General features: G+C 57.6%; 22 protein-coding genes. 4 read left to right on the top strand and 18 right to left on the bottom strand.

Annotation, left to right across the window (positions count from 1 at the left end; translation table 11 throughout):
* From N879_RS13340 to N879_RS13360, 5 genes are all read right to left on the bottom strand, one after another.
* Entirely contained in the window at positions 1–636 is a 636-nt protein-coding gene (locus tag N879_RS13340) for an ABC-type transport auxiliary lipoprotein family protein (protein WP_009460193.1), read from the bottom strand.
* A complete protein-coding gene (locus N879_RS13345) occupies positions 633–1,550 on the bottom strand; it encodes an MlaD family protein (protein WP_009460195.1) in 918 nt (305 codons plus the stop codon). Before N879_RS13345 ends, N879_RS13340 begins: the two co-directional genes overlap by 4 nt.
* Entirely contained in the window at positions 1,550–2,347 is a 798-nt protein-coding gene (locus N879_RS13350; protein ID WP_009460197.1) for an ABC transporter ATP-binding protein, read from the bottom strand. Before N879_RS13350 ends, N879_RS13345 begins: the two co-directional genes overlap by 1 nt.
* The gene (locus tag N879_RS13355) at positions 2,341–3,477 is read right to left on the bottom strand and encodes an ABC transporter permease (RefSeq protein WP_009460199.1); all 1,137 of its coding nucleotides are present in this window, start codon (positions 3,475–3,477) and stop codon (positions 2,341–2,343) included. The genes N879_RS13350 and N879_RS13355 overlap by 7 nt, the downstream gene beginning before the upstream one ends.
* A gap of 97 nt (positions 3,478–3,574) precedes the next feature.
* Positions 3,575–4,000: a very short patch repair endonuclease gene (locus N879_RS13360; protein ID WP_021447110.1), complete on the bottom strand. Its 426-nt coding sequence runs from the start codon at positions 3,998–4,000 to the stop codon at positions 3,575–3,577.
* A 56-nt stretch (positions 4,001–4,056) separates the two neighbouring features.
* Between N879_RS13360 and N879_RS13365 the strand changes: the two genes are divergently transcribed.
* Positions 4,057–5,691 carry a DNA cytosine methyltransferase gene (locus N879_RS13365; RefSeq protein ID WP_009460203.1) on the top strand — a complete coding sequence of 545 codons (1,635 nt, stop codon included), beginning with the start codon at positions 4,057–4,059 and terminating at the stop codon, positions 5,689–5,691.
* A 42-nt stretch (positions 5,692–5,733) separates the two neighbouring features.
* Here the strand turns inward: N879_RS13365 and N879_RS13370 are convergent, their stop codons facing one another.
* The 8 genes from N879_RS13370 to N879_RS13405 all read right to left on the bottom strand — a co-directional run bounded on the left by N879_RS13370 (position 5,734) and on the right by N879_RS13405 (position 12,720).
* The gene (locus tag N879_RS13370) at positions 5,734–6,552 is read right to left on the bottom strand and encodes an outer membrane protein assembly factor BamB family protein (protein ID WP_009460205.1); all 819 of its coding nucleotides are present in this window, start codon (positions 6,550–6,552) and stop codon (positions 5,734–5,736) included.
* Positions 6,553–6,570: 18 nt separating this feature from the next.
* Positions 6,571–7,866 carry a TRAP transporter large permease gene (locus N879_RS13375; protein WP_009460207.1) on the bottom strand — a complete coding sequence of 432 codons (1,296 nt, stop codon included), beginning with the start codon at positions 7,864–7,866 and terminating at the stop codon, positions 6,571–6,573.
* Positions 7,859–8,350, bottom strand: a complete 492-nt coding sequence (locus tag N879_RS13380; RefSeq protein ID WP_009460209.1) for a TRAP transporter small permease — start codon at positions 8,348–8,350, stop codon at positions 7,859–7,861. Before N879_RS13380 ends, N879_RS13375 begins: the two co-directional genes overlap by 8 nt.
* A 15-nt stretch (positions 8,351–8,365) precedes the next feature.
* Positions 8,366–9,334, bottom strand: a complete 969-nt coding sequence (locus tag N879_RS13385) for a TRAP transporter substrate-binding protein (protein ID WP_009460211.1) — start codon at positions 9,332–9,334, stop codon at positions 8,366–8,368.
* A gap of 37 nt (positions 9,335–9,371) precedes the next feature.
* The gene (locus N879_RS13390; protein ID WP_009460221.1) at positions 9,372–10,046 is read right to left on the bottom strand and encodes a DUF4286 family protein; all 675 of its coding nucleotides are present in this window, start codon (positions 10,044–10,046) and stop codon (positions 9,372–9,374) included.
* Between the two features lie 197 nt (positions 10,047–10,243).
* On the bottom strand, positions 10,244–11,182 hold the full coding sequence (locus tag N879_RS13395; RefSeq protein ID WP_009460222.1) for a LysR family transcriptional regulator: 939 nt from the start codon (positions 11,180–11,182) through the stop codon (positions 10,244–10,246).
* Positions 11,179–11,778, bottom strand: a complete 600-nt coding sequence (gene thpR / locus N879_RS13400) for an RNA 2',3'-cyclic phosphodiesterase (protein WP_022983394.1) — start codon at positions 11,776–11,778, stop codon at positions 11,179–11,181. Before thpR ends, N879_RS13395 begins: the two co-directional genes overlap by 4 nt.
* A gap of 45 nt (positions 11,779–11,823) precedes the next feature.
* Entirely contained in the window at positions 11,824–12,720 is an 897-nt protein-coding gene (locus N879_RS13405) for a LysR family transcriptional regulator (protein ID WP_009460224.1), read from the bottom strand.
* A gap of 142 nt (positions 12,721–12,862) precedes the next feature.
* Here N879_RS13405 and N879_RS13410 point away from each other — a divergent pair, with 142 nt between their 5' ends.
* From N879_RS13410 to N879_RS13420, 3 genes are all read left to right on the top strand, one after another.
* Positions 12,863–14,431 carry an amidase gene (locus tag N879_RS13410; RefSeq protein ID WP_009460225.1) on the top strand — a complete coding sequence of 523 codons (1,569 nt, stop codon included), beginning with the start codon at positions 12,863–12,865 and terminating at the stop codon, positions 14,429–14,431.
* Positions 14,432–14,581: 150 nt separating this feature from the next.
* Positions 14,582–14,830, top strand: a complete 249-nt coding sequence (locus N879_RS13415; RefSeq protein ID WP_009460226.1) for a GlsB/YeaQ/YmgE family stress response membrane protein — start codon at positions 14,582–14,584, stop codon at positions 14,828–14,830.
* A gap of 226 nt (positions 14,831–15,056) precedes the next feature.
* Positions 15,057–15,500 (top strand): DUF488 domain-containing protein, encoded by a 444-nt coding sequence (locus tag N879_RS13420; protein ID WP_009460227.1) that lies wholly within the window; start codon positions 15,057–15,059, stop codon positions 15,498–15,500.
* Between the two features lie 11 nt (positions 15,501–15,511).
* On the opposite strand, the gene N879_RS13425 is transcribed toward N879_RS13420, so the two are convergent.
* From N879_RS13425 to N879_RS13445, 5 genes are read right to left on the bottom strand one after another with little or no spacing between them, the layout of a single operon-like run.
* Positions 15,512–16,960, bottom strand: coding sequence for a DUF3482 domain-containing protein (locus tag N879_RS13425; RefSeq protein WP_021447111.1), 1,449 nt, complete (start codon positions 16,958–16,960; stop codon positions 15,512–15,514).
* Entirely contained in the window at positions 16,957–18,363 is a 1,407-nt protein-coding gene (locus N879_RS13430; protein ID WP_021447112.1) for a DUF2868 domain-containing protein, read from the bottom strand. Before N879_RS13430 ends, N879_RS13425 begins: the two co-directional genes overlap by 4 nt.
* A gap of 15 nt (positions 18,364–18,378) precedes the next feature.
* The gene (locus N879_RS13435) at positions 18,379–18,876 is read right to left on the bottom strand and encodes a TPM domain-containing protein (RefSeq protein WP_021447113.1); all 498 of its coding nucleotides are present in this window, start codon (positions 18,874–18,876) and stop codon (positions 18,379–18,381) included.
* Positions 18,877–18,893: 17 nt separating this feature from the next.
* Positions 18,894–19,853 (bottom strand): TPM domain-containing protein, encoded by a 960-nt coding sequence (locus tag N879_RS13440; RefSeq protein WP_009460245.1) that lies wholly within the window; start codon positions 19,851–19,853, stop codon positions 18,894–18,896.
* Between the two features lie 20 nt (positions 19,854–19,873).
* Positions 19,874–20,494, bottom strand: a complete 621-nt coding sequence (locus N879_RS13445; protein WP_009460247.1) for a LemA family protein — start codon at positions 20,492–20,494, stop codon at positions 19,874–19,876.
* Positions 20,495–20,603 lie beyond the last annotated feature (109 nt).

A 20,603-nucleotide genomic window follows, 5' to 3' on the forward strand; every position in this document is an offset into this window, starting at 1 on the left:
TTAAAGAGTATTAGCCTGGACCGTTAAAGAAGCTAACCATTGGCTGACCTGCAAGGACAAGGCATCCGTGGCCTGCCCAAATGCTTCAACCACCTGTGGCACGGCCGTGCCGACAACATCCTGTTGAGCGACAAAGCGACGGGTCTGAATCAACTGGCCCGAGCGCTGATCGCGCACTAACGCATCAAACTGAATCCGTACCCGTGGGGCGCCCTTAATATATTCGACCTGAAAAGCTCCCAACGTCCCGCCCACTTCCACATCAGCGATGACAGATTCGGTATCCAGCACCACCGCCCGGAACTGAGCCGAGTCACGCAAGGCATCGGCCAGTCGATTACGCAACAAGGCGGGCACATCGTCGCCCCAGCGTACGCCTTTGTAGGCACTTAGCTCGTTACCTTGAGGCAGAACCGTAATGCGCGAGCTGGCCAGCAGGCGCTCGGCGTGGGGCCGGTTCACCTGAATAATCAGGCTCTTATGCGAAGCGGGCGCTTGCTGGGCCTTCAAACTGGTAGCGGGAAGCTGATAATACGTCAGGGATTCGGCCTGAGGCAGGACCGAACAGGCGGTGGACAAGACGGCCAGACCGACTAGCGATATCTGCAAGAAACGACGCACAACAGTGGGCATCATGGTGTGAACTCCTGTAATTTGTCGCGACCCAAAAGGTAGCCTGCTGGATTATCTTCCAGACGGGAGGTGACGGCACGGAAACCGGCCAGCACCTGACGCAATTCACGCAAGGCGGGTTCGATCTCGGTCAGACCCTGAGCACCCCGGCCAATAGCGGCCGAATTCTGCTCCAAAAGCTTGTTCAAGCTTTGTGTGGCACGGCTGAAATCCTCCATGGATTTCTGGATGGCATTCATGGCTTGCGTGCCCTGGCGGTCTACCAGACCTTGTGTAGACGACAGCAAGGTGGTGGCTTGCTGGCTGGCCTGGGACAACTCCTTGACCAGGGATGGCACGCCTTCGCTAGCGGTCGAGAGCTGGCCCATCAAGGCTTCCAGCTTTTGCAAACTGGCGGACAGGGACTTGGAGTTTTCGGACGACAAGAAGGTATTGGCGTTCTCCAGCAGCTTGGAAATTTGCGTCATCAACTCTTCACCACCGGCCATCAACTGGGCCAGAGGGGAAGGCGAAGCCACAATCATGGGCAGGCCATCGCCGGTGGCTTCCAGCAAGGGGCTATTGGGTGTCCCCCCGCTAAGTTCGATCACGGATTGGCCGGTAATGCCGGCCAGTGCCAGGCGCGCCTGGGTATCTTCGTGAATAGGGATCGCGGCCTGAATTGACACTTGCGCACGCACACGCTGCAAATCGTGCGGATCCAGGCGCAGCGAGCGCACCTCACCAACCCGCAAGCCGTTGTACTGCACGGCGCTGCCACGAGACAGACCACGCACACCTTCCAGAAAGACAATATCGTAATCGCGGGTCTCGGCATCTTGCCCCGCCTTGGCCAGCCAAAGCGAGAACAGGACAGCAGCCACAGCCACTACCAAGGTAAAGACCCCGATCAATACATGATGGGCACGCGGTTCCATTAACTATGCTCCTGACGACGGTTTTGGGCCTGTTCGGCGGCTCGTCCCCGTGGACCGTGGAAATACTCCCGGATCCAGTCGTTATCAACTTGCTCTACACGCGCCAATGTGTCGTTAACCAGCACACGCTTTTGCGCCAGCACGGCCACTCGATCACAGATGGTGTAGAGCGTATCCAGATCGTGTGTAACCAGAAACACGGTCAATCCCAGCGCATCGCGCAAGGTCAAAATAAGCTGGTCAAAATCCCCCGCACCGACCGGGTCCAGCCCGGCAGTGGGTTCGTCCAGAAACAGAATTTCCGGGTCCAGCGCCAGAGCACGTGCCAGAGCGGCACGCTTGATCATGCCACCGGACAGCTCTGCCGGATATTTGGTGGCCGCGTTGGCCGGCAAACCCGCCAGAGACATTTTCATGGCAGCGATATGTTCTGCAGAAGACCGGGACAAGCCAATATGCTCGATCAGGGGCATGGCAATGTTTTCCACCACCGTCAGCGAGGAGAATAAAGCCCCTTGCTGGAACAGCACGCCTAAACGACGCTCCAGCCGCGAACGGGCTTCGGGTGACAGCGTGCCTATTTCCTGATCAAAAATGCGTACTGTGCCGCCAGTAGGTGGGCGCAATCCCAGAATGGAGCGCAGCAGCACGGACTTGCCCGTGCCGGAGCCGCCCACCACGCCCACGATTTCACCGGGATACACATCCATATCCAGATGCTCGTGCACGACGTGATCGCCAAAGCGATTATCCAGGTCACGTACTTGAATAATGGGACGAGCGGTGGCCTCTACCATCCCATCTCCATGAAAAACAGTGCTGCCAGCGCATCAATCAGGATCACGATAAAGATGGACTGCACCACTGCCGAGGTCGTATGTTCACCCACGGACTGCGCACTACCGGTCACTTTGAAACCTTCCTGACAACCGATGACGGCAATCAAAAAGGCAAAGATCGGGGCTTTGGCCATGCCCAGCACAAAGTGCCGCAAATCAATATCCTGATTGAAGATATTGATGAACATGGTGGGTGAAATATCCAGAATCAGGGCGCAAACCAGCCCACCGCCAAAGATCCCGGCCACCATCCCCACGAAAGTCAAAATAGGCATGGCCAGCAACATGGCCAGTACACGCGGAATGACCAGAATCAGCATGGGATTCAAGCCTTGGGCACGTAAAGCGTCGATTTCCTCGTTCGCTTTCATGGAGCCGATCTGCGCGGTAAAGGCACTGGCGGTGCGACCTGCCATCAGGATAGCAGTCAAGAGCACCGCAAATTCACGCAAAAAGGAAAAGCCGACCAGGTTTACGGTGTAAATGGTGGCACCAAAGTCCGCCAGCACCGTCGCCCCCAGAAACGCGATCACCGCGCCCACCAGGAAAGTCAGCAAAGCCACGATAGGGACGGCGTTAAAGGCCGTCTCTTCCAGCTGCGCCACAATCGACGTAACGCGCCACTGGCTGGGCCGCAGCATGTTCAGAATCAGGGTTTCCAGCGTCAGGCCGATAAAGCCCAGCAGCTCGCGCACATTGCGCGAAATATGGACCATGGACAGGCCCACGCGCTCGAACAAATCTGTAATGCCCCAACGCGCCGGAACCAACTGCTCATGGTCCATGCGGCTCATCGCCTTGGCAACGGTTTGCAATAATTGATGGCGCTCTTTGGACAAGCCTTGAGCACTGTCCAGCGCCGCCTGCACACGCTCGGCACCCAGCCATTCACAGAGAACTTGAGCTCCCGTGGTGTCAAGGGACTTCAATTCGCTGAAATCCAAAGACCAACGGCCCTGCTTGTCACTGAGCGAGCGCAAACTGCTTTGCAGCGCTTCGTAGTGACGCAAGGACCAATCGCCTAGCAATTGCAGCTGGCCGGAGGAATCTGTACGAACATACAGAGGCACGGACGTATTCATGCGCATAGTCTAATGGATTTGCTCTGAGAGCTTCCATAGCGCCGACTACTTTTTCATGCTTTGCATGAAAGCTTTCCAATATCGATACCATGCACGGAGCTGCTCAGTTCCACGGTCCAGCCAGAATTTCGGCAATAATCCACTCTAGATCCTGATCCGGGACTTTGTTTCGCAACGCGCATTCCCAAACTACAATCGGGCGCCAGCCCGCCGCGATCAGGTCATCCATATTTCTCTGGTCACGCACAGCATTGTCCGCAAATTTTTTTTGCCACTTTTCCTTATTACTGTGTGGCATTGTTGCGTACTTGCACCCTGAGTGCTGGTGCCAAAAACATCCATGTACAAAAATCACAACCCGGTACTTGGAGAGCACAATATCAGGACTTCCAGGCAGATTCCTGGCATGTAAACGGTATCGAAAACCTCTTCCGTGCAGAAATCGCCGCAGGCGAACTTCCGGCCGTGTGTTTTTTGAGCGTATCCCCGCCATCATTCTTGAACGGGTAGCAACATCGACTACATCCATGGTTCCTGGTATCCTGGATAAATTCTTGTGGTATCCATTTAGCAAAGCAGACTGTAGTGAACTTCGAAAAACTTACAAAACCAATTCCAATCGTTGACCTTTTTGCTGGCCCGGGCGGCTTGGGCGAAGGCTTTTCATCGCTGCCCGACGAGCCATTCCGCATTGCGGTGTCCGCTGAAATGGATGAAGCAGCACACTCGACACTAAGACTGAGGGCATTCTTCCGTCTATTAAAGCGCCGGCAATCTGACCAGTTTCTGCAGTCATACTATCAATATTGTCATGGGCTGACGCCACTTCCCTATGATGCTAGCAATCGGGACATATGGGATGAAGCGGGAACAGAAGCACAGCGGCTGACGCTTGGCAAACCTGCCGATAATCAAAAGCTAGATGAGCAAATCAGCAAGGCGGGCATTGATTCGCGCACACCATGGGTCCTGATAGGAGGCCCTCCCTGTCAAGCATACTCGCTTGTCGGAAGAGCTCGAAATCGGGGAGAGGTAGACTACATACCAGAGGAGGACCATCGTCATTTTCTCTATAAGGAATACCTGCGGATCCTGCAAAAACATCGCCCTGCCGTCTTCATCATGGAAAATGTCAAGGGCATACTTTCTTCCTCTGTTGGTGGGCAGCGGATCTTTCACTCCATCCTGCAAGACTTGACGGATCCGGACTCGGCATTGAAATCCCCATGCTCCGGCCAAGGCTATCGAATTTACTCCCTGTCCTGTCAAACAACCTTCGGTCGAGGTGACGACCCTGCATCCATCAACGCTCATGACTTTGTGGTCAAGGCAGAAGAGCATGGAATTCCACAGGCTCGACATCGCGTCATTCTCATGGGAATTCGTGAAGATATTCTGAAACTCGGTATACAGCCAGATTGCTTGGTAGTCGAACCTCCCGTTTCGGTTTCGGATGCGATTGGCAACTTGCCGCCCTTGCGTAGCGCTTTAAGCAGGCAGACAGATAATGCGGAACAATGGAAAAAAACTGTCGTCCAACACCTCGTTGAGCTGGAACATGCAGCGTCCTTGATTGAAGGACCAAAAATGACCCGGATCAGGGAAGCACTCAAACGCACATCCCAGACCATCAAGGTCCTTCCCCGAGGCGGTCTGAGAATGCCCAAACGTTCATCAGCATGTACCGATCGATCAGAACTCGATCGCTGGTATGAGGACGAGCATCTCACTGTATGGCTCAATCACGAGGCGCGTAGCCATATGACGAGTGATCTGCGCAGATACGTATACGCTGCTGCTTTTGCTGAGGTAGTCGGACGGTCGCCAAAAGGACATAAGGACTTCACACTCGACGGTTTACGCCCTAATCATGACAACTGGGAAAGCGGAAAATTTGCTGATCGCTTCCGTGTGCAACTTGGAAACTTGCCTGCTACCACCGTAACCAGCCATATATCTAAAGACGGGCATTACTTTATTCATTTCGATCCCAGCCAATGCCGCAGCCTGACAGTCAGGGAAGCAGCCCGTCTGCAAACATTCCCGGATAACTACTTCTTCCAGGGCAACAGGACTCAGCAATATCATCAGGTAGGTAATGCAGTCCCACCTCTCCTGGCCAACAAGATCGCGAAAATAGTGCAATCCTTCTTCCAACAGATCGGGCAAGCAGAGCCGCGTTCTACACTACGTCCTTACGAACAAGGGAAATTACCCTGAGAGCCTCCATAGCGCCGATTACTGCTTCTGCTTTGTGGACAATTAAGCAGGCTGTAAGCAGGTCAAACAATCCGGCAACATTTCCGCTATATAAATGCGCCCATCCAAACCGGCGGACAGGCCGTGCCCGTACACGCCTTGTACCCGGCAACGCCCCACCAAGGTGCCCGAATCCGGATCGAACAAGGACAGACTGGCCGTTTGGTCACTAACTAACACCGTACCGTCTGTTTGCACAGCTACCGCCATGGGCTTGTGCATGGGGCGCAGCTCGCCCAGATAACGGCCTTGCGCATCCAGGTGCTGGACACGGTTGTTCTCACGGTCAGCCACCCAGACCGAGCCGTCGGCGGCACAGGCCAGCATATGGGGGGTGCTGAACTGCAAGGGACCAGAGCCCGGCGCGCCTAATGCCGCCAGCCATTGGCGTTGCGGGTCAAAGCGATGGACCACCGTATTGCCGTAGCCATCGGTGACCCATAAGCCCCCATCGGCGCACTCGACAGCATGCGTGGGATGGTTGAAGGGCTCTTGCCAGCGAGGCTGCTCGGGTTTGCCCAAACGCCATTGCTCATTGCCTTGGGCGTCCAGCGCCAGAACCTGATGCCCGTCCAGATCCGTGACCAGCACCCCACCTTGCGGCCGGGCGCTGATATGGTGCGGACACAGGATTTCCTCCAGGGGCCAGCGCGCCGACACCTGCCCATCCGGTGCCAGCACCAGCACGCAGGCCGGGCGACGCAGCAAGGCGGCGATGCGCCCATCAGCCAGCACCGCCACACTGGTGATACTGCTGATGTCCGCCTGAGTCCAGGCGCGCTCTACCTTGTAGCGCTGAGAACCCAGAGTTACGTAAGCCATTGCCATCTCCCTTCCCCCTTACATGGCGTTGGGCAAGACCATGACGATTTGCGGGAATATCGTCACCAGGGCTGTCGCCAGAACCAGCAACAGGAAAAACGGAAACGCCATGCGCACCAGCTCAAACAGATTGCGTCCGGTAATGCCCTGAATCACAAACAGGTTAAAGCCAATAGGCGGGGTGATCTGCGCCATTTCCACTGTCAGGATCAGGTAGACACCGAACCAGATTGGATCAATACCCGCCGCAATCACGGCAGGCAGCAAGACCGATGTGGTCAGGACCACAATCGAGATGCCATCCAGGAACGCACCCAGAATCACAAAAAACACAGTCAATACGGCAATCAAGGCGTATTGGCTCAGACCCAGGGAGCCGATCCAGGCGGCCAGATTCGCAGGCAGTCCGGTAAAGCTCATGGCACTGGTCAGGTAAGCGGCACCGATCAGGATGAAGGAAATCATGCAGGAGGTCCGTGCCGCCCCCAGCAAACTCTCCACAAAATTCTTCCAGTTAAGCGATCGTCCAAACGCAGCGATGACCAAAGAGCCGATCACACCCAGCACCGCGGCTTCGGTGGCGGTGGCGATACCGCCGTAGATCGAGCCGATCACCGCCATGATCAGCAGCACCACGGGCAAGAGCAAGCGCAGACGGCGGATTTTCTCGCCCCAGGTCAAGGTTTCGACATCAGCAGGCACACGGTCCGGGTGGCGCAAGGACCAGATCGCGATGTACAGCGAGAACAGGCACATCAGCATGATGCCGGGCAGCACACCCGCCACAAACAGGCGGATGATGGAAACCTGAGCAGCAACGGCATACACAATCATCACAATGGACGGTGGAATCAACAGGCCCAAGGTCCCTGCTCCGGCCAGGGAGCCAATGCTGATGCTGTCGTCGTAGCCGCGCGCTTTCAACTCGGGCAAGGAGATGCGCCCGATGGTCGCAGCCGTTGCCGCCGAGGAACCACTGACCGCGGCAAAGATACCGCAACCAAACGTGTTCACGTGCACCAGTCGCCCAGGCAAACGCTGTACCCACGGCCCCAGGCCGCTGAACATATCTTCAGCCAACCGTGTTCGATACAGAATTTCCCCCATCCAGATAAACAGGGGCAAGGCCGTCAAGGCCCAACTGGCCGAAGAGTCCCAGGCCTTGGTGGCAAAGATAATGCCCGCCGGTGCATCGGCATACAGAAAGATAGACAAAATACCGCAAGCGATCAGAACCAGCGCCACCCACACACCACTGGCCAGCAAGGCAAGCAGAACCACAAACAGCACTATTGCCTGAGATAAATCAGCCATGTTCAGTTGCCTCCAGTGTTTGACCTTGCGCCGCGTGCAGCAAGCGCCGCAACAGCATCAGGGTCAACAATCCCAGACCAATCGGCATACCCAGTTGCGGAATCCACAGCGGTACCGCCACCATGCCCTGTGCCACTTCCTTGTAGATAAAGGACTCATAAACAAAATGAGCCGTCTCCCAAGTGCACCAGGCGGCCAGCACCAAACCAATCGTGGTGGCCAGCAGCTCGTAAGGACGCTGCAAACGCTCGGGGATCACCTGCAGCAAAAGCGTGACGCGGATATGATCCCCGCGCAACATGGCATAAGGCAGTGCCAGGAAAATAGACGCCGCCATAAACCAGCCCGCAAAGTCATCCGAGGCGGGTATTTGCATGGAAAACAGGCGCGCCACAATCTGCGCAGTCACCACAACCCCGATCAAACACAGGAAGAATGCGGCCAGTGCGCCGCAGACTCTGGCCATACGCTCCAGAACGATCATGGACGCACCCCTTGCTTATGGTTGACGGTAAGCGTCAAGCAACTTCTGACCATCTGCACCGGCTTTCTTCAGCCACTCTTCGGTCATGGTTTGACCAATCGCGTGCATTTCGCTGGACAGTTTTTCGCTGAGATTACCCACTACCATGCCTTTATCCGCCATGGTTTGCGTCAACTTGGACGTTTGCTCGCGCGACATGGCCCAACCTCGCTCCTCGGCACGTGCACCCGCATCCAGCACGGCTTTTTGCACAGTTTCAGGCAGGCGCTGGAAGGCGCGCTTATTGATGATCACAAAGCTTTGTGGAATGAAGACCTGGGCGTCGTAGTAGTACTTCACGTAGTCCCAAGCCTGCGAATCCACCCCGGTTGCGGGCGAAGTCAGCATGGCATCAATAATGCCGGTAGAAAACGCCTGAGGCACTTCGGGTGTTTGCACCGTGGTGGGCACTGCTCCCATCAAGGAAACCAGGCGGCTGGTAGCGGGGCTGTAGGCACGGAAACGGACACCGGCCAGATCAGACAGCTGTTCCACCGGCTTTTTGGTGTAAATGCCTTGCGGTGGCCAGGGCGAACCATAAACCAGGACGATGCCCTGCTTGTCCAGACGCTCGGCCAGGAAGGGGCGAGTGGCTTTCCACAGTTTTTCCGACTGATCAAAGGACGAGGCCAGGAACGGCACACTATCGACCTCGAACAAAGGATCTTCGTTGCCAATGGCCGCCACCAGCATTTCACCAGCTTGGACCACACCTTGCTGTACACCGCGCTTGACCTCGGGGCGCTTGAGCAGCACCGAGTTCGATTGCACGTTGATATTCAGTTCCCCGTTGGTGGCCGCCTTGATGTCTGCCGCAAACTCACGCGCGTTTTGCGTCAGGAAGTTGTTATCAGGCTGCTCGGTACTCATGTTCCAGTTGGTCGCCGCCTGCGCGGTGCCAGCCAGCGCCAGAACGCAAGCCATGGAAAGTAGTTTTTTGATCATGATGTCGCTTCTCCCAAGAATTGAGGTGATGGCCGCCTTATGAGCGGCTTGCATTCAGATCCCGTGACTGCAGATCCCACAACAAAGAAAACTCGGATACATCGTTGGTCGCCACCCCCAGATCCTGCTGCAAACGGGCAGCCAGGGTACGAGCAGCATTCAAGGTGGTCAGATCCGCCACCAGGTAGGGGTCCAGGCTGCGCTGCTGCGTATCCTCGGACGGCAAAGGGGTCGAAAGCTCTGGGTCTGGCGTCAGCACACGCAAGGCCAGCAGGCCATCGGTCTGTTCCAGATAGGCGGCACATTGACGTGCCAAGGCTTCCCGTTGAGCCACCTCCGGCAAACGCACCAGCAAGACCACGGCCCCGGTGCCAACCCCTCCCAGCAAGGACACCACCATCACGCGCCGCTGGGTATTGCTCATGCGGGCAAAGTTGGTATTGGACCAATCCGTTTGCTGCTCAAAGGCCTTCTTGTATTCTGCCGTCCCAAAAACCCGCAGGGACTCGGTGCGATACAAGGCCAGATACTTGCGCCCGGCGCCTTGGCGCACATAACGGCGCGACCATTGAAAACCCGGTATGGCTGCGCGTTCAGCCATGTGCTCGCGCTCATACCATTGATTGAAATCCTGCTCATGCTCTGGGGCGATGTCTGTCCAGATGAACAGTTCCCCCGGCGCATCACGATCAGTGCGAAAAGTAGCAGACACGACAGCCCTCCCGAATCAAGGTCATTGCACACTCTTTGTGGGAGTGTCCAACGGCTGCCAAGCAAATTCCAAACGGTTTATTTCAGCCTGGGGCAATAAGAAAAAGCGATCAGATCAAGCGAATGGCGCGGTATATAGATTATCAAGCAAGCCCACGCTCAGTACACATGCGCAGGCAAGGGGAAAACCCTCAAAGGCTAAATCGCGAAGACACGCGTGTCTGGCGGGGGTAAAGCCAGGCCAGGATGCTGGGCAGCAAAATGGTGCATGCGCTCCAGCGCCACGCCAATCACCGCTTGAGCGGTCTGCGTTAAAGGGTCGGGCCGCCAACTGGCGACCAGGCGCAAATCAGGCAAGGCATGTTCGCAAACAATTTCCTGGTACAGACCGCTGTCCAGCTGACGGCTGACTGCCGCCAGGGGCAAGGTGGCAATGCAAGGCTGGGCTTCGATCAATTGCGTGCTGGCGGCAATTGAAGAAACGTAGTGAATCCGGGCCTGATCCACAGGCAAGGGCTCAAGCAGCTGCACCAAGGCCAGATGCGGCTGGGAACCACGAGGGAAGGTCACCAAAGGCCAGCGTTGCACCAGCTCCTGCAAACCGCTGCGTACCGGCATGGACTCATCGGCCATGCATACCCAGCCCATGCGCATGGAGCCCATGGGCAAGTTGCGTATGCCGTCCCCCATGATGGGGTCGGTCTGCAAGGCCACATCAATGGTGCCGCGCTTGAGCAAGTCGTGAAGGCGCAAGGTGGACTCGGCGGTCAGCTCAATTTCCAGTTCGGGGTAGAGCGCATGCAGCTGACGAATCAAATCCTTGAACCAGGTATGCACAATGGACTCGACCACGCCCAGGCGTACCCGACCACTCAAGCGGCTGGAGCCTGCCAGTGCTTCACGTAAATCGTGCTCCATGCCCAGCATCTGCTCGGCGTACTGCATCAATTTTCGACCTGCCGGAGTCAGGCGTAGATCGCGGTGGCCCCGCTCGAACAGGGTTTTCTGGAACTCGGCTTCCAGGGCTGCAATCCGCCCCGACACGGCGGCTTGTGTCAGATGCTGCTTGTTCGCTGCCGCACGGAAACTGCCCAAACGGGCAATCCAGATAAAAGTTTCTAAAAAGCGGATATTCATGTACCTGTCCTTTCAGGCTTCATCAGGGCGGCCAGATGATATTGGCTACGCAGCTCTGCGGGAACGGACACGATCAGACCGGCACCAGCACCCACAAAGGCCTGCGTGGGCAAAGCATGGCAATGGGACTGATCGGCGGCAATCCGCGCATGGCGCAGCAAGGACACATGCGGGCGAAAACGACGCGGCGGCTGCGTCCAGCCCAAAGCACTCAGCTTGGCCCAGATCTCATCATGCCACTGCTGCAAGGCCGCCAGTGCCTGAGTTTGCGACTCGTCCGGCCCGGCCCACACTACCCTTGGTTTCTCGAATACATCCCGTATGGTCAGATCCAACTTGATCTGCGGCACCGTCCATTGCGCCATCTGTGTCGCCAAAGTCTGCAGATCCGACACACGGCTGCCGTCCAGAAACGCCAGGGTCAAGTGAAAGTGATCAGGCTGCATCATCCGCCCGCCGTAAATCGCATGTGCGTGCAGCGCCTGCTCCGCCAGCCAGGCGCGGGTTTGCGCGTCTGGCCACCAGCCGATGAAAGCGCGAAAAACGTGTTCGGCACCTGAGTGCTTCAGGTCCAGAATGGGCAAGGGAATCGTCATCAGCAAACCCTCAAACAAGGCAGATCAGAAAGCGGGGCGTCTAGCCTAGGCCCTGCACAGGCGACGCGCCAGATCGTACACAATATCCAGAGCCGGCAATTGCGTACGGCCCGACAGGCGCACCAAGGCATAGTGACCGGACAAGGATGAAGAGAACAGGCCCAGCGGCACCAGATCACCAGCATCAATATCGCGCCGTACCGCCGCCAGCACACTCATCAAGACCATATCGCTATCCAGCACCACATCGCGCTGAATGCTGAAGCTATCACAACAAAAGCGTACAAAGCTGTCGGGATGGCCTTGGGCGCCAAACTCGGCAATCAGACGGTCGGTCAAATCATCACTGATCACGGAGCAGGCCACGGGATACTGGCTGATCGCAGCAAAGTCCAGCGACTCCAGCTGCAACAGCGGGTGGCCTTTGCGTACCAGCATATCGCCTTGCATGGCGGGCAAATACTCAATATCCAGGCCACGCACATCGGTCACCGCGCTGACGTCCAGCACCACCATATCGTAGCGTTCCCGGCGCAAACCTTCGATCAGTTCCAGCGTGCGGCCAATCACCGCGTCCACACGCAAACGCGGGTACTCGTCGAGCAGCGCCACCATGCACGGATGCAGCAAGACCGCAGCGGGGGTCGAACTTAAGCCTAAACGCAGGCTGCCTGCGTCCTCGCCCTGAAGCAAGGCCAGCTCGCGCTGCAAGGCACGGCCTTCCTGCAAAACCCGGGGGGCTCGCTCCAGCAGTACCCGACCATAAGGCGTCAAGAAAATGCGCTGACTGCTGCGATCAAACAGCGGCACACCCAGCTCCTGCTCCAGAGCCTGAATGCTACGGCTCAAGGCAGACTGGCTTAAGTGGACAGCTTGCGCGGCCCGGTGAAACGTACCGTGTTCGCAAACGGCCACAAAGTGCCGCAGCTTGCGAAAGTCCATGCTTGTCCCCTTGCTGACGCTTGAGTCGGCTTATGCACAGACCGCATCAACTTGATGATTTTTTGGCGTTTGAGCCGCGCATTGTACCTGCATAGAATGGCTTGGCCACTTGGATGGCCCTACAAAAACACCGGAGACAAACATGACTGATTCCCCAACGCCGCTGGGTACACGCCGCCGCTTTTTGAAAACCACCGGACTGCTGTCGCTGGCGGGTATGGCCCCTTCCCTGGGACGTCAGGCCTTCGCAAAAACCGCTCCCGGTCCGGGCACGGCTCAAGATATCATCATGGCCGACGCGTTGACTCTGTCGGGCTGGATCGCAAAACGCCAAGTCTCCTGCCACGAAGTGATGGTGGCCTATCTGGACCACATCGACCGTGTGAACCCCAAGGTCAATGCCATTGTGTCCCTGCAAGAACGCAGCGGCCTGCTGGCCCAGGCCGACAAGCGCGATCAGCAACTGAAAGCAGGTCAGTACATGGGCTGGATGCACGGCATGCCCCAGGCACCCAAAGATCTGGCGGCCACGATCGATATTGTCACCACCAGCGGTTCACCGATTTTCAAGGACTATCTGCCCAAACAAGATGCCATTGTCGTGGAGCGCGTGCGGCAATCCGGTGCCATTCTGATCGGTAAAACCAATACCCCGGAATTTGGCCTGGGGTCGCACACCTACAACTCCGTGTTCGGTACCACCGGCAATGCCTACCAGCCCGATCTGTGTGCTGGCGGCAGCAGTGGCGGGGCCGCCGTGGCCCTGGCCACCCGCATGTTGCCCGTCGCTGATGGCAGCGACATGATGGGCTCCCTGCGCAACCCCGGTGCTTTCAACAACGTCTACGGCTTTCGCCCCTCCCAAGGCCGCGTGCCCTATGGCCCGTCCTCCGAAGTGTTCTTCCAGCAAATGGGCTACGAAGGCCCCATGGGCCGTACCGTGTCCGACCTGGCCATGCTGCTGTCCACCCAGGCCGGTTTCGATGCTCGCGCCCCGCTTAGCATCGGTCAAGACCCACAACAATTCGCCGGGAAACTGCAACGCGACTTCAAAGGCACCCGCATTGGCTGGCTGGGCGACTACAACGGTTACCTGCCTATGGAAGCCGGCATCATGGACCTGTGCCAAAACGCATTGAAGAGCTTTGAAGCCATAGGCTGCACCGTTGAAGCGGCCCAGCCCGACTACTCCATGGAGCAGCTATGGCAAACCTGGCTGACGCTGCGCCACTTCACCGTAGCCGGAAGCGCACAGGGCCTGTACGCCAAACCGGAACTGCGCGCCCAAATGAAGCCTGAGGCGATCTGGGAAGTAGCGGGGGGCCTGAGCCTGAGCGGGGCGCAGGTCTATCAAGCCTCCATCAACCGCAGCAAATGGTACGAAAGCCTGCGCAAGCTGTTCCAGACCTACGACTATCTGGTGCTGCCTACCGCCCAGGTCTTCCCCTTTGCTGGCACCACCCACTGGCCTGGCGAAATCGCCGGGCGCAGAATGGACACCTACCACCGCTGGATGGAAATCGTGATCGGCGGCTCTCTGGCAGGGCTGCCCGTCATGAACGTGCCTGCCGGCTTTAACGAAGCCGGATTGCCCATGGGCTTGCAGATCATGGGCCCTGCACAGGCCGACATGGCGGTGCTGCAGCTGTCCTACGCCTATGAGCAGGCCACACAGTGGGTGCAAAAACGTAAACCTGCCTTGCTGACTTAAGCAAATCTGATTACACACCCTCCATTTACAAAACCTGACGTTTTTAACTGTTTCAAAAACGCAAAACGATAGACGCCTAAAAACTCCATACCTAAGATAAGCAGAGCGGTCCGAATCCCAGACCGGCAAACACAGAACAGGAGTAGCACGATGGGTATTATCTCCATGATTATTGTGGGCTTTATCGTAGGCTTGCTGGCACGAGCCATCATGCCTGGCGATCAAAAAATGGGATGGATAATGACCACCATCCTGGGTATTGTCGGCTCCTTTGTCGCAGGCTACTTGGGACAAACCATGGGCTGGTACGTGCCTGGTGAAGGCGCAGGCTGGATCGGTTCCATTGTGGGTGCCATCATCGTCCTGTTTATCTACGGACTGGTCAGCAAGAAAGCGTAAAACGCCGTATAAATACAAAACGGCAGCCTTGCAGCTAATGTGATTGGCGATCCGAAACATCACCACACACGGCTGCAAGGCTGCTACACAACCATTTGCTAGTCTGCATGAGGCTCGATTCGCCGATACCTGTCGATACGCGACTCTGACTCACAGAAAAAATAGACAATAAGTCATTGACCGCCAGCGCGTGAACACAAAAAGCCTGACGCTCCCGGAGCCAGTCATGCCCTACACCATCACCTTGAGTCGCATTTACGACGCCGTCCATGAGCCTGCTGGCAAAGCGGCCCGTGTACTCACAGACCGCCTCTGGCCACGCGGCCTGAGCAAAGACGAATTGGGCGACATCCAGTGGCTGCACGAGGCCAGCCCCACAAGTGAATTACGCAAAAGCTTTCATAAGGACGATATTTCGCCCGAGCAATTCCAGCGTCGCTATCAGGAACAGCTCAAGCACGACCCTGATTCCTTGCTCTCCTTGATGAAGCTGGCCCGCAAAGGCGAACTGCAATTGCTAACCGCCACCCACGACCCGCAAACCTCGTACCTGACGGTGCTCAAACAGACTGTGATTCAGGCTTTGCTTGAAGAAGATCGCATACACGACGGCAATGAACCCAGCTCGCCGGTTTGCTATGCGCACTTAATGAAAGATGAAAAGAAATAAGCCGGGGTTTGTTATTCCTGCGCCTGCCCGACAGCGTTAGCATTCGGCGCATTGCGCGCCCCCAGCAAACGCTGCACCAAACTCTGCACACACGTCTCCCGCCGCGAATCCGGCGCATAGTCTGAACGCAAGGTAGACCAGGTCGGATGTATCCGTGCCTGCGCTAGTTCCTCCGGCAGGCCTTGCGCCCGCCAGACATTCAATTCCCGCTGCAAGGCCTGATCGAAATTCTCGGCATCAATCTCGCCCAGGCGAATCGGCGTCTGTGCGGCATGACCGCGCCGCTCCAAAGCCGCAATCAAGCTTAGCTGCCGCACAGCCAGCAAACGCAGCACGGCATCATCCACGCTAAGTTCCGTCTCGCCCCGCAACTTGCCCATCAAACGCTGGCCCCACTTATCCGCGCCTTGCCACAAACCACCGGCCAAGGCGCCCAGAACCGTCCCGGTTCCCAGGCTCAGGCCACCTGTCATCACATCCAGCGTGGCGCCTGCCATGGCACCTGCAGCCACACCCTTGCCCAACTGCACGCCAAATTCCTTCAAAGCCTGGGGATCAAACAAGTCCATGCCCCAACGGCCGCCCTCGAAATGCAGCAAATCCGCCACCACATCCTGACGGCCAAAGCTGTAGCGCTTGAGCAAAGCCTGCACGCTCTTGGCTTCGCGCGCCAACACCGGCTCCCTTAGCTGCTGTGCCGCCAGCTCCATGGACTCCTTGTCCGAGGGTGTACTGACACGCCAGGCCGCCACATCAATCAACAGCTCTGCCAGCAAGCGCAAGGCATCCCGACGCCGCAATACTGCCTGCTGCGCCAAATCCACCTTCAACTGCTGCAACACCCCAGCATGCGTCTCCAGCAGCACCGCCAGCTTGTCGTACAGCAAGGCCTCGCCATCCAAAGCCGGTGCCACTGTATCGAATTCCGCCAAGGCATGAAGACCCAAGCGCGCCAAGGCACTGCGCCATTCCTGCACCCGCGCCTGCGGGCTACGAACGAAATTGAGAACAGGCAGCAACGGCCGCCCGCTATAGGCCAGCAAGGTCAGTTCGTCCTTATGCTTGCTCAAGACCGGATCGCGCGCATCCACCACATACAAGCCTGCATCGCAGGATTGCAGCTTGCGCAACACGCGCGCTTCTTGCTCGAAACGGCCCTGTGCCGCTGGGGATTCCAGAAAACGACGTACCCGCTCTGGCCCATCAATACGTTCACCGGCTTGGCTGAGCTGATCCATGAAGTCCAGCAAGGCCATGCTGTCTTCCAGACCAGGAGTGTCGAACAACTCCACCAAAGCCTCGCCGTCCACCGTCAGCCTGGCGCCTTCCACATGCCGTGTGGTGCCAGGGCTATTGCTGACCTGACCGAACTCCGTGTCCCGTGTCAGGGTACGCAGCAAAGAGGTCTTGCCCGTATTGGTGTGACCCACCACCGCCAGCGTCAAAGCCGCAGCACTCATGATGGCTCCTTCAAAGACAAGTCAGGCCATTGATCGTGAATCTGCCCAGGCGCAAAGCCTGCCGCCACCAAACGCTCATGCCAGCTACGACGGCGCGTTTGATCCGGATCGGCCATGGCTTCATCCAGCAACACCACATCGGACTGCTGGGCCAATTGTGCCCATTCAACCAGCGTTGCCACCACCCCGCGATCCGGCGTCTGAGCGGCATCACAGACCATCAGCAAATGACGAGGGCTGGCAGACTGCAAGCGGCCCAGAATATCCAGACGCTCGGCCCGCGAGTCCACCCGCCCCAGATCCTGCATCTGCGCCTGCATGAAAGCAGGGGGCCAGCTATGTTCTGGTGGCAACTCCAACCCCACCACACACAGTGCATTGGCCGCCAAAGGCGTGCTTGGCTGGTTTTGAATGCGCGCCACTCTGTCGGGCGACGCCAATTCATCCACACCCGTCGGCTCGCTAACGGGCATCAAACGAGGACGCAGCTCTGCCAAACCCGGCAAGCTGTCGTCCAGACTCAGACGAGCCGTGTGCTTACGCCATTGCCACAGGCTCCAGGCCAAAGCCAGCACACGAGGCAGCAAACCGTAAGTCACCACCGCGCCCAACAGCCAGCTGGACCACAGGGCCTGAGCCTGGGCATCGAGCATTTGCAGGCCATCGCTGCTACGTATGGTGAGGGTATCGGGCAGGGCAAAGCCCAACAAGGATGGCAGGGCGCCCAGGCCTTCAACCAGCCAGACAAAGGTATCCGGCGTCAAAAGCGTGGTTTCCCAATTGAAGTGATAGCGGCGTGAGGCCAGCAGTAGCAGCAGGGTACTCAGGGCCGACAAAAAGGCCAGCACCCACAAGCTATGGCTGATCAGACCGGCCAACCAGGATTGGCTGCCCCGGCGCGCCAGCACGGCGGCAAAAGCCTGGGGAACCAGACTGGCGTCGCCTTTGACGAAGCGGCGACTGAGCCACCACCAGGCATCACCGGCCCAACTGCCTGTGCCGCTACTTTTGCCCGACCAGGCCAGGCTGAACAGCCAGAAAATAAAAGTCAGTACGTGCAGACCCAGCAACGCCCCCAAAGCCGTCACTACATTCACGGCTCGGCTGCCATCGCCCAATGCACCCGCAGCTGTACCAGCCCCGGCCAGCAAAGCCAGCACCGCCATGGCAATCAATAGAAGGCGGGCAACACGCCACCAGCGCGTCCAGGCTTGTTCCAGCCCATCGCGTCGCGCCAGCGCCAAGGCCCGAGCCGACACACGTTGGGCAAAGGGGCCGCCTGCAGCCCGCGCACGGCGCGATTCAGACAGGTCTTCAACAGGCCCCCACAGGGTCTCGCGCAAACGTATGGCTTCAACCAGAGTTTGCTGCTGCCAGGAGCCGACGGATTCAGACGGTTTCATGGCACTGGCCATCACTTAAAGAAGTACAGGTTCGTCAGGCAAGGCATTGACTGCCGCCGCGCCCGGAGTCTGCGCTGGAGCTCCTTGCTGCAAGACGGTTTCAATCGCGCTGACAGCGGCCAGCAAACCAGACAAATACTCACGCGAGGCCAGATCTTTTTCCAACTGCTGACAGATCTGCGCCCATTGAGCCTGATCGGCCTTGATACCCCGGTCTGCAATGATGTGGATACGGCGCTGACCCAAGGCCAGATACAGCAAGACGCCGGAGTTCAAGGGCGTGTCCCAGACACGCAAACGACCGAAGACCTCAAGGGCACGCTGGGCGCTATCGGCTTCATGGGCGGGCAAAACCGCTTCAATCGCCACGACCAGTTCACCACTATGGTTCTCTTCACCCTTGCGGATCTGCTCAGCCAGATGGCCCAACATTTCGGCATTGAAATGACGACGGCGCAGCCATTGGCCTTGCACCGATGCCCAACCCGACAATTCTTTCCAATTCACACTCATGTCGCTCCCCTGTGGCCTTACCAACTACCGGAAGCGCCACCGCCTCCGCTACCGCCACCACCGCCGCCGCTGCCTCCGCCAAAACCGCCGAAGCCACCACCACTGCTGCCACCATTCCCGCCAAAACCACCGGAGGAATAACCGCCCAAGCCGCCAATGACACCACCCCGGCGCGAGGCACGCCCGGAACTGGACTTGCCGCCTGCCCCAAAGAGTCGGCCAATCATGCTCAAGCCTGCACCGACAACAGCGGCAAGCAGGGCCAGGCCAATACTGCCCGACACCACCAGCGTGAACACACCAGCAGCAAAGGCGGCAAACAAAGGCGAAGCAAAAAATACAATCGCGCCTACAGCCAGCAAAGGCTCCCAGAACACACCTTCTTCACCCGACGAGGTGACAGGTGCATTTTTAGGAGGAGGGGGAAGCTCTTCGCCGTTGACCAGACCCACCAGACTATCGGCTGCGGCCTGGATACCGGCATAGAAGTTGCCTTCGATAAAACGAGGCGTCATCTGTTCGCGGATGATGCGCCCCGCCTGCAAGTCCGTGACCGCGCCTTCCAGACCATAGCCGGTCTGGATACGCATACGGCGATCATCCTTGGCCACTAGCAGCAAGATGCCATCGTCCACTTTCTTGCGGCCAATTTCCCACTGATCAAAGACACGCAACGCGTATTGTTCGATGGTTTCTTCGCCTGTGGTAGGTACCATCAGAATCACGACCTGCGCGCCCTTTTCCTGTTCCACGGCTTTGAGCTGCTGGTTCAGGGCGTCTTTTTGATCCGGGCTAAGGGTGCCCGTGGTATCCGTTACCCACCCCGCAATGGCGGGGATCGGTTCAGGTTTGGCCTGCGCCTGCGTCCAGGGCCAGCACAGCAATAACAAGGCCATCAACAAACCACAGGCCCAGACCAGCCTGCCAGAACGTGCAGACCCAGGCCCAGCAGTCAGTGCAAGATCGTGCACGTTCATGACTCCACCTCCAGAATTAATCAATACCCAGCAGGAGCGGGGGTCGCAGGAATATCAAACTTGACCTCGGGGTCGCGTGTGATTTCGCTCTGACGATCCACACCGTAGTTTTCCTTGACCTTGTAGCCAAACAGCTTGGCGGTAATCAGGGTAGGGAACTGACGGATGAACAGGTTGTATTCCTGCACCGTCTGTACATAACGGCCGCGTTCGGTGGCAATACGGTTTTCCGTGCCTTCCAGCTGCGTCATCAAGTCGCGGAACAGGCCATCGCTTTTCAGTTGCGGGTAGTTTTCCGACACGGCGATCAAACGCGATAGCGCCGAAGACAACTGATTCTGGGCTTCCTGGAAGCGAGCCATCACTTCGGGGTTGTCCAGATCATCCACTTTCATCTGAATGGTGCCGACCTTGGCGCGCGCCTCGGTAACCTGCGTCAGCACCGCGCGCTCGTTCACCATATAGGCATTGACCGAGCTGACCAGCTTGGGCACCAGTTCGGCGCGGCGCTCGTATTGATTCAAGGTTTGCGACCAAGCGGCCTTGACCTGCTCGTCCAGGCGCTGGATCTCGTTATACCCACAACCAGACAGCAAAACCGCCACGCTGCTGATAAAGACCCATCGTATCCATGATGTCATGATTTTTTTCCTGCAAAAATAAGCAGATAAACAACAAAAACGGGTTACGACCCATTTGCTCGGGCACGTGCCAAACAGAGCCCGGCGGTGCGTGCACGCCAAGCGTAAA

This window comes from Alcaligenes sp. EGD-AK7 (assembly GCF_000465875.3).
Classification (GTDB): Bacteria; Pseudomonadota; Gammaproteobacteria; order Burkholderiales; family Burkholderiaceae_B; genus Alcaligenes; species Alcaligenes phenolicus.

Coding starts and splice junctions, on each gene's coding strand:
- N879_RS13340 (WP_009460193.1), bottom strand. CDS start 636: ATGATGCCCACTGTTGTGCGTCGTTTCTTGCAGATATCGCTAGTCGGT.
- N879_RS13345 (WP_009460195.1), bottom strand. CDS start 1,550: ATGGAACCGCGTGCCCATCATGTATTGATCGGGGTCTTTACCTTGGTA.
- N879_RS13350 (WP_009460197.1), bottom strand. CDS start 2,347: ATGGTAGAGGCCACCGCTCGTCCCATTATTCAAGTACGTGACCTGGAT.
- N879_RS13355 (WP_009460199.1), bottom strand. CDS start 3,477: ATGCGCATGAATACGTCCGTGCCTCTGTATGTTCGTACAGATTCCTCC.
- N879_RS13360 (WP_021447110.1), bottom strand. CDS start 4,000: ATGGATGTAGTCGATGTTGCTACCCGTTCAAGAATGATGGCGGGGATA.
- N879_RS13370 (WP_009460205.1), bottom strand. CDS start 6,552: ATGGCTTACGTAACTCTGGGTTCTCAGCGCTACAAGGTAGAGCGCGCC.
- N879_RS13375 (WP_009460207.1), bottom strand. CDS start 7,866: ATGGCTGATTTATCTCAGGCAATAGTGCTGTTTGTGGTTCTGCTTGCC.
- N879_RS13380 (WP_009460209.1), bottom strand. CDS start 8,350: ATGATCGTTCTGGAGCGTATGGCCAGAGTCTGCGGCGCACTGGCCGCA.
- N879_RS13385 (WP_009460211.1), bottom strand. CDS start 9,334: ATGATCAAAAAACTACTTTCCATGGCTTGCGTTCTGGCGCTGGCTGGC.
- N879_RS13395 (WP_009460222.1), bottom strand. CDS start 11,182: ATGAATATCCGCTTTTTAGAAACTTTTATCTGGATTGCCCGTTTGGGC.
- thpR (WP_022983394.1), bottom strand. CDS start 11,778: ATGACGATTCCCTTGCCCATTCTGGACCTGAAGCACTCAGGTGCCGAA.
- N879_RS13405 (WP_009460224.1), bottom strand. CDS start 12,720: ATGGACTTTCGCAAGCTGCGGCACTTTGTGGCCGTTTGCGAACACGGT.
- N879_RS13410 (WP_009460225.1), top strand. CDS start 12,863: ATGACTGATTCCCCAACGCCGCTGGGTACACGCCGCCGCTTTTTGAAA.
- N879_RS13415 (WP_009460226.1), top strand. CDS start 14,582: ATGGGTATTATCTCCATGATTATTGTGGGCTTTATCGTAGGCTTGCTG.
- N879_RS13420 (WP_009460227.1), top strand. CDS start 15,057: ATGCCCTACACCATCACCTTGAGTCGCATTTACGACGCCGTCCATGAG.
- N879_RS13425 (WP_021447111.1), bottom strand. CDS start 16,960: ATGAGTGCTGCGGCTTTGACGCTGGCGGTGGTGGGTCACACCAATACG.
- N879_RS13430 (WP_021447112.1), bottom strand. CDS start 18,363: ATGAAACCGTCTGAATCCGTCGGCTCCTGGCAGCAGCAAACTCTGGTT.
- N879_RS13435 (WP_021447113.1), bottom strand. CDS start 18,876: ATGAGTGTGAATTGGAAAGAATTGTCGGGTTGGGCATCGGTGCAAGGC.
- N879_RS13440 (WP_009460245.1), bottom strand. CDS start 19,853: ATGAACGTGCACGATCTTGCACTGACTGCTGGGCCTGGGTCTGCACGT.
- N879_RS13445 (WP_009460247.1), bottom strand. CDS start 20,494: ATGACATCATGGATACGATGGGTCTTTATCAGCAGCGTGGCGGTTTTG.